The 11768-nt window shown below is 71.6% G+C and carries 13 protein-coding genes; 9 read left to right on the forward strand and 4 right to left on the reverse strand.

Annotated elements, in window-relative coordinates:
- Positions 1–75: 75 nt before the first annotated feature.
- Together E2170_RS08175 and E2170_RS08180 are read left to right on the forward strand one after the other, a co-directional pair.
- On the forward strand, positions 76–1725 hold the full coding sequence (locus E2170_RS08175; protein ID WP_165942203.1) for a LysM peptidoglycan-binding domain-containing protein: 1650 nt from the start codon (positions 76–78) through the stop codon (positions 1723–1725).
- A complete protein-coding gene (locus tag E2170_RS08180) occupies positions 1725–2312 on the forward strand; it encodes a hypothetical protein (RefSeq protein ID WP_133000195.1) in 588 nt (195 codons plus the stop codon). The genes E2170_RS08175 and E2170_RS08180 overlap by 1 nt, the downstream gene beginning before the upstream one ends.
- On the opposite strand, the gene E2170_RS08185 is transcribed toward E2170_RS08180, so the two are convergent.
- Positions 2282–2854, reverse strand: coding sequence for a GNAT family N-acetyltransferase (locus E2170_RS08185; RefSeq protein ID WP_133000196.1), 573 nt, complete (start codon positions 2852–2854; stop codon positions 2282–2284). The genes E2170_RS08180 and E2170_RS08185 overlap by 31 nt on opposite strands.
- 159 nt (positions 2855–3013) lie before the next feature.
- Between E2170_RS08185 and E2170_RS08190 the strand changes: the two genes are divergently transcribed.
- The 5 genes from E2170_RS08190 to E2170_RS08210 all read left to right on the forward strand — a co-directional run bounded on the left by E2170_RS08190 (position 3014) and on the right by E2170_RS08210 (position 5473).
- Positions 3014–3223: a hypothetical protein gene (locus E2170_RS08190; protein ID WP_133000197.1), complete on the forward strand. Its 210-nt coding sequence runs from the start codon at positions 3014–3016 to the stop codon at positions 3221–3223.
- A gap of 3 nt (positions 3224–3226) precedes the next feature.
- Entirely contained in the window at positions 3227–3529 is a 303-nt protein-coding gene (locus E2170_RS08195; RefSeq protein ID WP_133000198.1) for a hypothetical protein, read from the forward strand.
- A gap of 118 nt (positions 3530–3647) precedes the next feature.
- Complete coding sequence (locus tag E2170_RS08200) at positions 3648–4250, forward strand: hypothetical protein (RefSeq protein WP_133000199.1); 603 nt, start codon at positions 3648–3650, stop codon at positions 4248–4250.
- A 77-nt stretch (positions 4251–4327) separates the two neighbouring features.
- Complete coding sequence (locus tag E2170_RS08205) at positions 4328–4687, forward strand: hypothetical protein (protein WP_133000200.1); 360 nt, start codon at positions 4328–4330, stop codon at positions 4685–4687.
- Between the two features lie 72 nt (positions 4688–4759).
- Positions 4760–5473, forward strand: coding sequence for a hypothetical protein (locus E2170_RS08210; RefSeq protein ID WP_133000201.1), 714 nt, complete (start codon positions 4760–4762; stop codon positions 5471–5473).
- On the opposite strand, the gene E2170_RS08215 is transcribed toward E2170_RS08210, so the two are convergent.
- The 3 genes from E2170_RS08215 to E2170_RS08225 form a co-directional block, all read right to left on the reverse strand.
- A complete protein-coding gene (locus E2170_RS08215; protein ID WP_133000202.1) occupies positions 5474–7021 on the reverse strand; it encodes a hypothetical protein in 1548 nt (515 codons plus the stop codon).
- Between the two features lie 268 nt (positions 7022–7289).
- Positions 7290–8186 (reverse strand): 5'-nucleotidase, lipoprotein e(P4) family, encoded by an 897-nt coding sequence (locus tag E2170_RS08220; protein ID WP_133000203.1) that lies wholly within the window; start codon positions 8184–8186, stop codon positions 7290–7292.
- 100 nt (positions 8187–8286) lie between these two features.
- Positions 8287–10266, reverse strand: a complete 1980-nt coding sequence (locus E2170_RS08225) for a UvrD-helicase domain-containing protein (RefSeq protein WP_133000204.1) — start codon at positions 10264–10266, stop codon at positions 8287–8289.
- Positions 10267–10358: 92 nt separating this feature from the next.
- Between E2170_RS08225 and E2170_RS08230 the strand changes: the two genes are divergently transcribed.
- Together E2170_RS08230 and E2170_RS08235 are read left to right on the forward strand one after the other, a co-directional pair.
- Positions 10359–11132: an SEL1-like repeat protein gene (locus E2170_RS08230; protein ID WP_133000205.1), complete on the forward strand. Its 774-nt coding sequence runs from the start codon at positions 10359–10361 to the stop codon at positions 11130–11132.
- A gap of 9 nt (positions 11133–11141) precedes the next feature.
- The gene (locus tag E2170_RS08235; protein WP_133000206.1) at positions 11142–11765 is read left to right on the forward strand and encodes a thymidine kinase; all 624 of its coding nucleotides are present in this window, start codon (positions 11142–11144) and stop codon (positions 11763–11765) included.
- Positions 11766–11768: the final 3 nt, after the last annotated feature.

Raw genomic sequence — 11768 nt, forward strand, 5'->3', positions numbered from 1 at the left:
CTGGCAACGTGGCGACGGCATGCCTGTAATGGCGGCATGCGCGGCGTTTCGCCGCATGCCACCAGGAGCCTACCCATGGTCGGACCCGTCACCAGCAACGCCGGCGCGCAGAACGTCGCCGGCGACCACACCAGCCCTTCGGGCTTCGACTACAACCGGATCCAGGGCGTGCAGGGCAATGCCAATGTCACCCCCGCCTTCATCCGCGAAGTCGAGGCCATGGCGCAGCGCCTGGGCACGCAGCCCGAGTACCTGATGGCGGTGATGAGTTTCGAGACCGGCGGCAGCTTCAGCCCCGGCGTGCGCAACGGCGCCGGCAGCGGCGCCACCGGGTTGATCCAGTTCATGCCCAACACCGCGCGCGAGCTCGGCACCTCCACCGACGCCCTGGCGCGGATGAGCGCGGTCGACCAGCTCCAGTACGTGGAGCGCTACTTCAACAACCGCTCCGACCCGGGTGACCTCAACACCCTCGAGGGCGTCTACACCACGGTGCTCTACGGCAGCCCGCGGCCGGATCCGAACTCCACGCTGTTCAGCCAGGGCACCGCGGCCTACCGCATGAATGCGCCGCTCGACCTCAACGGCGACGGCCGCATCACCGCCGGCGAGGCGACCTCCTTCGTCCGCCAGCGCATCGACGGCGAGGCGCCGCCGCCGGTCGACCGGCCCGCGCCAGGCCCGGGCGGCAACGATCCGGACCGGCCGACGCCCTCGCCCTCGCCTTCGGGCACGGTCACGGTGCGCGGCGGCGACACGCTCTCCGGGATCGCGGCGCGCAACAACGTGTCGCTCGGCGACCTGCTTGCGGCCAACCCGCAGATCCGCAACCCGAACCTGATCTATCCCGGCCAGACCGTGCACCTGCCGGGCGGTGGCGGCGGCGAGGTCACCGTGCGCAGCGGCGACACCCTGTCGGGCATCGCGGCGGGCAATGGCGTGTCGCTGGGCGCGCTGCTCGGTGCCAATCCGCAGATCCGCAACCCCGACCTGATCCATCCGGGACAGACCGTGAAGCTGCCGGGCGGCGCCGGTGCCACCCACGATGTCACGGTGCGCAGCGGCGACACGCTGTCGGGCATCGCCGCGCGCAACGGCGTCGCGCTCGACGCGCTGATCGCGGCCAACCCGCAGATATCGAACCCGAATCTGATCCATCCGGGCCAGACCGTCCACGTGCCCGGTGGCGGTGGTGGCGGCCAGGCGCCGTCACCCGCACCGGCGCCGGGTCCTGCCCCCGCACCGCCGCCGTCGGGCGAGGTGCCCACGTATGCGCCGTACACCGTCTACAGCACCGGCCACCAGCCCGCGATCTCGGTCTCGCATCCCGACCAGATGCAGCCGCACCACGACTACCAGACCAAGGTCCGCGACGGCCAGACGCTGGAGGTGCGCGACATCGTCCTGCACCGCAACGGACAGTCGCAAACCAGCCAGGCGATCCCCGCGCCGATCTCGGGCACCGTGATCCAGGCCGGTCCGAACGGCAACGCCGGCAACTCGGTGATCCTGCGCGGCGACCAGGGCCAGCTGGTCTACATCTTCCACATGTCGAGCATCGATGTGCGCCAGGGCCAGCGGGTGGAGTACGGCCAGGACCTGGGCAACCAGGGCTCCACCGGCAACTCCACCGGCCCGCACGTGCACATCGAAGCTTCGGGTGCCACCATCGATCGATGGGTACACGACCTGCTCGACGGCCGCTTCGACGGCGTCCGCCGCTAGTGCGGCCGGCGCGGGCCGGGCTGGCGGCGCTGCTGGCCGCCGGCTTCGTGCTTGCCGGCTGCGATCGCGGCCCGCAGCTTGCGGAGCCGGCACCGCAGCCTGCCCCGGCACCGGCGCACACCGCCGCCGCAATCGCCGCGGATGCCGCCGCCGCCGCGCCGGGCCGCCGCTACGTGGCCGGCCAGATCGACCCGGGCGAGGCCTTGCCCGACGACATCGCCCGCGGCCTGGCCACCGATGCCCGCGTGCTCGACTGCGCCGATGGCGTGGTCGACGGCCAGTCGGCCTTCGAGTCCGGCTGGGTCGTGGCGCATCCGCTGGACCTTGATGGCGACGGCCGCGACGACTGGCTGGTCGAAGGCCGTCATCGCTGCCTTGCCGGCAACGACGGCGCGGACTGGTGGGTCTATGCCGGCGAAGATGGCGGCCATCGCCTGCTCACGGCCGCGGCGCGCGCGCGCGCACTGGAACTGCTGCCGGTAGGCGACGGTTTCAGCGATCTGCGCCTGCAGCGCGACGCCGCCGGCGACATGCTGCTGCGCTACGAAGGCACGGCCTACGTGCCCGCGCCTGCCGCCGGTGACTGAGCGCCGCGGCGACGCACCCCGCGCCAGTCCTCGCGGCGCAGCCGCATGCGCAGCGCTGGCTTCCCGAACTGTTCGGTGCGACCGTCCGGGCTGAAGCCCAGGCGCGCCAGCAGCGGCGGCACCGAGCGGTTCTCCGGATCGCACAGCCCCACCAGCGCCGGCAGCCTGAGCGTGTCGAAGGCATGCGCGCACAGCGCCGCGCCGCCCTCCAGCGCATAGCCGCGGCCCCAGGCGCGCGGCAGCAGGCGGGTGCCGATCTCGACCTCGCTGCCGGGCAGTTCCGCCACCAGCGAGAAAAAGCCCAGGAAGCCGTCGGCGTCGTCCGCGCGCCAGAAGCCCAGACCGGGCTTTTCGCGCTGGATGTGCTGCGCGGCCTCGATCAGGGCGCAGGCGGACGCGATGTCATCGACGCGAGCGTCGAGCAGCGCATGCGAGACCCGTGCGTCGCGGCCCAGGCGCTGGAGATCGAAGACGTCGGCGTGGCGCAGTCCGCGCAGGACCAGCCGGCGGGTGCGCAGGAATTCGTCGTCGACGGTGACCATGCCCGGAGTATGCCTCCCGGCAAGCGCCCGCGCGCCGGGCCCGGGGCGGCCCCTAGGTCGGGTACGCACTAGCTTGCCGCGGTTGCGGGGGCGCGGAAACTGCGAACTGCGCCCGGAGTCCACCGGGCCCAACCAACCCACTACTGAGAGGACACGGACATGGGTAGTCAGATCGGTTCGATCGTCGGCGGTCTCGTCGGCTCCTTCTTCGGCGGCCCCGCCGGCGCGGCCATCGGCCAGCAGATCGGCTCCTGGCTCGGCGGCGTCATCGGCGGCGAGAGCTCGGGTGATTCCGGCGGCTTCGACTTCGGCTCGCTGTTCGGCAACGCCTACTCCGGCGGCTTCGACCTCGGCTTCGGGGACGCCTGACGCATGTCCATGGACGGCGCCCCGCCCAGAAGCCGCGAGGAGCTGGTCGAGCGCCTCGCCGACCTGCGCCTGCAGGGCATCCTCGACACGCATGAAGAGGAACGCCTGCTCGAGCAGTTCGACGCCATGCTCCGCGATGTCAACGATGAGAAGGCGCGGCTGGAGCCGGAGTACAACCGCCGGCTTCGCGACGACGGTCTGGAGTCCGCCAACGAATGGCTGCGCGAGGCCGCGACCGAACTCGGACGCCGCCACGGCGAGGCCACCCGGGCGATCACCGACCAGTTGCGGGTGGTGACCGGCTGAGGCCGGGCCGGATGGCCCTTCGCTAGGGGTTTCCCCCAGCTTGCCGGCCGTGTTCACGCTGGACAGACTCGATCACAGGCAATCCTTGGCCCCACGGCCACCCGCATCGGAGCAGCAGATGTCCCGAACCAAGACCCCCGCGGAGATGCAAGCCTGGGCCGGCGCCAACGCCGGGACCGGCGGCGCGCCCGTGCAGGGTCCGGCGGAGGGTGCGCAGGGCGGCTTCGATCCCGCAGCGGCGATGAGCCAGCTGCTGGGCGAGTTCGATGCCCTGCTGGCCGGCAATCCCGCGGTGGACCGCGAGACCCGCGACCAGCTCCACGCCGAGTTCGCGCGCGCCCTCGAGGATGCGGCCGCCACCGCGGCCACCGCCACCGCGGCGCTGCCTGATCGTGCGTCCTGGTCGGAAACGGTCCAGGCCCTGCACGAGAACGGCGCCATCGGCGACGACGAGGCCAACAACCTCATCCGCACCTTCGATGCGTCCCTGCAGCCGCTGGAGCGGCGGGAATCGCGGGTTGCGCTGGAATTCGCACGCCGCCTGGCCTCCGAAGGCGAGGAGCAGGCCCTGGCCTGGTTCCGCAGCCAGGCGGTGAGCGCGTCGGCGGGCGGTGCCAGCGCCATCCCGGGCCGCTCGCAGCTCGATGACAGCGTCCGCGTGCTGCGCAGCGAAGTGACCGGCTCGAAGTCGCGTCGCCTGAGGGGGCCGCCGGGACGCTGACGCGCCGAAGCCGCACCCGCGGCCGCCGGCATGCGCAGTCCCGCAAGACCCCCTTCAGCATTCAAAGGAATACGACCATGAGCGAGATCAACAGCTACACCTTCTCTTTCGTCCAGAACGTCCAGTCGCAGCGCCAGAACGAAGCGCAGGCGGCCAAGGGCAATGGCAGCTACCTGATGGCCCTGGCCCTGATGCTGGGCGAGATCGCCGACAAGATGCTCGACCGCGTCATGGACCTGGCCGGCGACCTGGACAACCTCCAGGACAAGAAGGCCGAGATGAAGAACGACAAGAAGGATCCGGGCGGCATGGGTGAGAACAAGCTCACCGCCGAGCTGCAGGCCCAGACCCAGATCATGAACATGTTCATGCAGGCGATGACCACCGTGATCAAGAGCGTGGGCGAAGCCAACAAGGACGTGGCCCGCAAGCAGTAATCCCGCGGGTAGAGCGTTACCGAACGGTCCCGGAGCAATCCGGGACCGTTCCTGTTTCCGGAGGAGGAGTCCATGCGCAAACCCCGGCCCGAGGTCCTGGTCCTGCTGCTGCTCCTGGTCGTGCCGCTCGCGGGTTGTGCGAAGCCGGATGCCTCGACCGATGCGGCCGGGGACACGGGAGGGGCCGCTGCGGCCGCCGCCGCCACGGACGACGGTGCGGAAGATGCAGCGGACGCCGCGGATATCCGGGCGTTGGCCGATGGCGCCTACTTCGGCCTGGTGAGGTCGCAGGTGCTGCCGCCGGAAGGGTCGGGAACCCGCAGCCTCCGGCGCAGCGGCAAGGCGAGCGCCGAGCTGCAGCCCTCGGGCCGTTTCATGGTGGTGGGCAGTCTGGAAGAGGATGCCGACGCAGGCTTCGCGGCCGAAGGCGACTTCGCCGGCGGCGGCTGGTCGGGCGGCAGCGACGGCGTCGAGCTGCGGATCGCCCCCGGCGGCGCCATCAGCGGGGGCGGTCTGGCCGGCGGCAACCGGATGACGATCGAAGGCACGCTGACCCGACGCAAGCTCGATCTGTACTTCGAACTCGAGCTGCAGGCCCCGAGCGCGGGGGGCTTCCCTGCGGGTACGCGCTTCCGGTTCGGTTACGAACTCTGGCGGCCCTACGAAGGAGGCGCGCAGGCGGCCGGTGACGATGACTGCCGCGAGGTCGTGTACCGGACCAAGCTGGTGCCCAATCTCAGCGGAGGCGCGATGGGCATGGTGCAGGTGCCGGAGTGCCGCTACTGATTACTGGCCAGGCGTGTCCTGGTCCCTGTGCGGATCTTCGCCGCGCGTGATGCCGCGTGCGAACCACCAGGCCCCCACCCCTGCGAGCAGGCCGGCGATGGCGAAGCCGCCGGTCCAGCTGCGGTTGCCGACCACGCCGGCACCGCTGGATCCCAGGCTGCCCGGCGGCAGCAGGCCGATGATCGCGAAGGCCACGCAGGCATAGGCGATGATGGCCAGCAGCCAGAACAGCCACTGCAGGGCGGTCTCGCGGAGCTCGCGCTCGACCGCCGCGGGGTCGCGGCCGGCGCCGGTCATGCCGCCCTGGGCGCCGAGTGCAACCAGCAGGCTGGACAGTCCGCCGCTGGACAGCGTGCTTATCGAACGGCGCAGACGGCCTCGCGGGCCGTCGCCGGTGTAAGTGCCTGCCACGTCGGGGCGGCCGATGACCTGGCCGCGATCGGCCGCTGCCAGCGGATTGCTGGCATTGCGCCCCTCCACGCCCTGCGCCTGTGCTGCTGCCTGCGTGGCACCCGGAGCCGCGGCTGCCGTACTGGCGACGGGCGCATTGGCAGCCGTGGCGCCGGGCGCCGTGCTGGAGGCCGGTCCGGTGGCGGCGGTGTTGGCCGGCATCGGTGCCGGGCCCGTCGGCGCACGCTGCAGGGCAGCGGCGTCGGCGCGCGGGAGGGGCGCCGCATCGGCGCGCGGCGGCATGGCCAGGGCGGCTTCGCCACGCACCGCGACGCCGGGTTGCGCCAACTGGGCCGGCGCGACGTCGGCGCGGGCCGTCATTGCGCCCGGCTGGGCTACATGGCCCTGACCCTGCTGGAACAGGGTCGCCTGTTGCGGTGCTTGTGCCTGCACGACGGCCGCGTGCATGGCCACGTTTCCTGCGTGCGCGCCCGTGAGCACGGCCGCGGGCGCGGCCTGCTGCATCGGTACGGCCTGCGCGTATTGCGCGTGCTGGGCATGCACCGGAGGTGGCAGGCTTGCCTGCGCCTGCTGCGCCTGGCCGTAGTGGCCATATGCATGGCCCTGAGGCGGACTGCCCGTCTGGCCGAGGATCTGCCCCGGCAAGGCGAGGACGTCGCGGACCAGTCCCTGTCCCGGCAGGCCATAGCCCGGTCCGCCCCGATCCGCGCCGTGGTTGCCGCCGTGGCCGTAGCCGTTCCCGGGGCGGTCGACGCCGTGGTTGCCGCCATGGCCGTAGCCGTTCCCGGGGCGGTCGACGCCGTGGTTGCCGCCGTGGCCGTAGCCGTTCCCGGGGCGGTCGACGCCGTGGTTGCCGCCGTGGCCGTAGCCGTTCCCGGGGCGGTCGACGCCGTGGTTGCCACCGTGGCCGTGGCCGTTCCCCGGGCGGTCGGCACCTTGGTTGCCGCCCGGGCCGTGGCCGTTCCCTGGGCGGTCGACGCCATGGTTGCCGCCGTTGACGGGGAAGTTCTGGTTGCCACCACCTTCGTGGGGCCCTTTGTGGCTGTTCGGCCATTGGGTGCCGTGAGAGCCGTGCGGACCGCGTTCCGCCGGCTGCTTGGTGACAATGTCCGGAACGTGGTTGAGCTCAACGGACATCAGGCGCCTCTCTGACTGGCGGGAACGGCCGTGCCGTTGCCCGGAGGGATCCCCGGTCCGACGCTAATGCGTTCCCGGCTGGCGCGCACCCTCGGGCAAACCCCAGGGTGGGGTGTGCGCAGGGCGCGCGCGCATAAAAAACGGGAGGCCGGAGGGCCTCCCGTGAAGCCGGCCGGGGCCGGAGGACTGTGTTGTGGCGCGGACAGCCTACTCCGCCCGGTTTTCTTATGCAATACCTTAGGTATCATCATCTAAGTTATTGAAATAACTATCTGTCGATCCGCAGGGCATCACGCTTGCGCTGGCGTCGCTCATCGCGCGGGAGGCTCCAGTCGCCGTTGAACTGCGCCGGTTCCCAGGCACCATAGGTGGGATTGGGCAGCACCCACCAGCGCTCGCCGAACCAGGTCTGGTACTCGGCGTGCAGCGCGTCGTGCTTTGCCGGCGTGTTGGCCGAGGGCTGCACGAAGTCGCCCAGCTGGTCGCCGAACTGCATCAGCACGCGGTGGCCGCGCCCCACGAGCTGCCGCCGGCAGGTCTTGCCCGAACCCTTCTGCTCGCAGCCCGGCACCTCCATGCCCAGGCCGAGGAACACGCCCCCGTCCTTCACCGGCAGGCCCTGGCTGCGCAGGTTGTCGAGCGTCGCATCGGTCTGCGTCGCCAGCCGGTTGGAGATGTAGAACACGGTGATGCCCTTGTCCGCGGCAGCGCGGGTGAAGGCCGCCGCGCCCGGCACCGGGACCGCCTTGCGCTCCTCCACCCAGGCCTCCCAGGCCGGGTCGGCGAACTCCTGGCCGTCGACCACCAGGCGCGCCTGGTAGGCGGAGTTGTCGAGCACGGTCTCGTCGATGTCGAGGATGATCGCCGGCGGCAGCTTCGAGGCGTCGCCGGCGGCGGCGCGCTCGGTGGGAACCAGGGCGTCCCAGGCCGGGTCGGCCAGGGCCGCGTCCAGGCGCTCGGCGGCGGCGCGGAACACGGTTTCCGACAGCGCCCGGTATTCCATCGAGCGCTGCAGCCAGAGCACGGCGTTGAGGTTGTCGTCGGCGGGGACGGCCTGCGCGGGCGCGGTGGACTGCGGCGCGTCGGCCGGTGCGGGCAGGGTGTGGCAGCCGGCCAGCGCCAGCGCGGTGGCGAGCAGGGCCACGGTGTGCAGGGATGTACGCATGGAGATACCGGGATCCGGGACAGGCGCCGAGTCTAGCCGACGCCGGTGACCGGCCATGCGCCCGCCACGGTTGCCGCGCAGCCAGGCGCAGCGCCGGGCCTCAGCCCTCCAGCAGCGCCCTGATCGCCGCGAAGCCGACGTCGGCGCGCTCCTTCTTGCGCGCGGCATCAGCCACCGGGTCGGCACCGTCGCGCTGCAGCTCGGCGGCCGGCAGTTCGTCCAGGAAGCGGCTCGGCACCAGCTTCAGGCGCTCGCCCCAGCGCTGCGCCTCGCGCGGCCAGGACAGCCACAGCTGCTCCTTGGCGCGGGTGATGCCGACGTAGAGCAGGCGCCGCTCCTCGTCGATGCGGCCCTCCTCGACGCTGGCCTCGTGCGGCAGGGTGTCGTCGTCGACGCCGATGATGAAGACGTAGCGGAACTCCAGGCCCTTGGCCGCGTGCAGGCTCATCAGCCGCACCTGGTTGCCGGCGTCACCCTTGTCGGCGTGGCTGAGCAGGGCCAGCGAGGCGGCGAGCTCGCCCGGGCCGGCACCGCCGCGGGCACCGTCGAACCAGTCGGCCAGCTCGTCGAGGTTGCCGCGGCGGATGCGGAACATTTCCTCGCTCTTGCACTGCGCGCGCAGCGCGGCGAGCAGGCCCGAGCGCTCGTTGAGCACGCGCACCAGCTCGGCCGGCGGCAGCCGCGAGGCCTCGGCGCGCAGCCCGCGCACCAGGTCGGCGAAGCCCGACAGCGCCGAGGCCGCGCGCGGCGCCAGTTGCTTGAGAAGACCTATCGACTCGATCGCCCGCGACATCGGCATGCCGGCATGGCGCGAGAGCTCGGCCAGCTTCGCCAGCGTGGTCGCGCCGACGCCGCGGCCCGGCGACTGCACCGCGCGCAGGAAGGCCGCGTCGTCGTCGGGGTTGGCGAGCATGCGCAGCCAGGCCAGTGCGTCCTTCACCTCGCCCCGATCCAGGAACGCCGTGCCACCGGAGAGGTGGTAGGGCACGCGCAGCATCTGCAGCGCCTTTTCCAGCGCGCGCGACTGGTGGTTGCTGCGGAACAGGATGCAGAACTCGCTCCACTCGGCCTTGCGCGCGGCGTTGGTGAACTGGATCTCGGCGGCCACGCGCTCGGCCTCGTGGGCGGCGTCACGGCACTCCCAGATGCGGATGCGCTCGCCGTCGGCGTTGGCGCTCCACAGCGTCTTCAGGTGTTCGTGCGGGTTGTTGGCGATCAGCGCGTTGGCCGCGCGCAGCACGCGGTTGCTGCAGCGGTAGTTCTGCTCCAGCTTCACGATCCGCAGCGCCGGGTAGTCGCGTGCCATCTGCGAGAGATTCTCGGGGTTGGCGCCGCGCCAGGCGTAGATCGACTGGTCGTCGTCGCCCACGGCGGTGAAGTTGCCCTTGTCCCCGGCCAGCGCGCGCAACAGGCGGTACTGGGCGTCGTTGCTGTCCTGGCATTCGTCCACCAGCAGGTAGCCGATGCGCTCGCGCCAGGCCAGCGCGCAGTCTTCGTCGTTCTCCAGCAACTGCACCGGCAGGCGGATCAGGTCGTCGAAGTCGACCGCGTTGAAGGCCGCCAGCCGCGCCTGGTAGAGCTCGTACAGCATCGCCGCCTCGTGCTCGGGCGTGGAGCGCGCCAGCGCGCGCGCCTGCTCCGGCGACAGCCCGGCGTTCTTGGCCCGCGACACCAGGCCCTGCATGGCCTGCACCGCGTCGGGCTTCGCGCCCGGCATCAGGTCGCGGAACTGCGCCGTGGCATCGTCGGAATCGAAGATCGAGAAGCCGCGGCGCAGGCCGGCGCGCTCGTGCTCGATCTGCAGCATGCGCAGGCCCAGGGCGTGGAAGGTGGAGACGGTCAGGCCCTCGGCGGCGTCGCCGCGGATGCGCCGGGCGACGCGCTCGCGCATCTCCTTCGCCGACTTGTTGGTGAAGGTGATCGCTGCGATCCGTTTGGCCGGATAGCGCCCGGAGCCGATCAGGTGCGCGATCTTCTCCACGATCACCCGGGTCTTGCCGCTGCCGGCGCCGGCGAGCACGAGGAGCGGGCCTTCGCAGTGCATGACGGCCGCGGATTGCTGGGGATTGAGGCCGTGCATGGAGGCTCCGGAACGGCCGGCGATTGTAACCAATGTCACAGGACAGCCCTTTCTGCAGTCTCCACTATGAGACCCACGAAACGGAGCCCAGCATGCGCCAGGAAGCCACCCTTGCCGTCGCCATTGTCCTTGCCGCCCTCGCATCCGCCGTTCCCGCAGCGGCTGCCGGTGCCGCTGCGGGCCAGGACGCCGGGGCGCCGGTCGAAGCCCACGCCGACAGCGGCCGCGGCCGCTTCATCCCCGAGCTCGACCCGGCGGTGATCACCGCCGGCATGCTCGAGGCACACCCCGACCTCGCCGGCCGCCAGCGCGGCATGGACGCCCTGCTCGACGGTCGCCCGGAGGATGCGCTGGACCAGTTCCGCCGCGGCGCACGCTACGGCGACAAGCCCTCGCAGGCGATGCTCGGCGAACTAAACTGGACCGGACAGGGCACGCCAGTGGACCGCGTCGCCGGCTATCTGTGGATGTTCCTGGCCGCGGAGCGCGGTTACCACGAGTTCCAGGTCTGGGCGCAGATGTACTGGGAGCAGCTCGACGAGGCCGAGCGCGCCGAGGTGGCCGCGCGTGGCCCGGTGCTGAAGGCCGAGTTCGGCGATGAGGCCGCCGCCCCGCGGCTGGCCCGGGTGCTGCGCCGCGAGCGCCAGCGCGGCACCGGCAGCATGCTGGATGCCTCCGGGCAGGCCGCCACCATCACCGCCTACGAGAACGGCAAGCCGGTCGCGATCGACGGACGCAAGTTCTACGCGGAGGAGAACTTCGACGCCGCGGCCTACCGCCAGGTGCAGGACCGGCTGTGGACGGCGCCGCTGGAAGGCCGGGTCGACGTGGGCGAGGTGGAGAAGGTGGAGCAGCCGCCCCGGTAGACTTCGCCGATGGCCAAGCTCTACTTCTACTACTCGGCGATGAACGCCGGGAAGACCACCACCCTGCTGCAGTCCGCGCACAACTACCGCGAGCGCGGGATGCGGGTGCTGATCCTGGCGCCGGCACTGGACGACCGCGCCGGCAGCGGCACGGTGGCCTCGCGCATCGGACTGCAGGCGGAAGCGCTGGCCTTCGGTCCGGCCGATGACCTCCAGGCCATCGTCGCGCGCGACATCCAGGCGCAAGGTCGGCTCCACTGCGTGCTCGTGGACGAGGCGCAGTTCCTGGCGCGCCCGCAGGTCTGGCAGCTGTCCGAGGTGGTCGATGCGCTGGGCGTGCCGGTGCTCTGCTACGGCCTGCGCACCGACTTCCGCGGCGAACTGTTCGAGGGCAGCCGCCACCTGCTGGCCTGGGCCGACGAGATCCAGGAGATCAAGACCATCTGCCACAGCGGCAGCAAGGCGACGATGACCGTGCGCGTGGACGACCAGGGCCGCGCGGTGCAGGACGGGCCGCAGGTGGAGATCGGTGGCAACGAGCGCTACGTCTCGGTCAGCCGCGCCGAGTTCAAGCGGGTGATGCGCGGCGAGGGCCGGATCGAGCCGGCGCAGCCGGACCTGCCGCTGGACTGAGCG

Origin of the sequence: Luteimonas arsenica (genome assembly GCF_004352825.1) — a bacterium.
Taxonomy (GTDB): domain Bacteria; phylum Pseudomonadota; class Gammaproteobacteria; order Xanthomonadales; family Xanthomonadaceae; genus Luteimonas; species Luteimonas arsenica.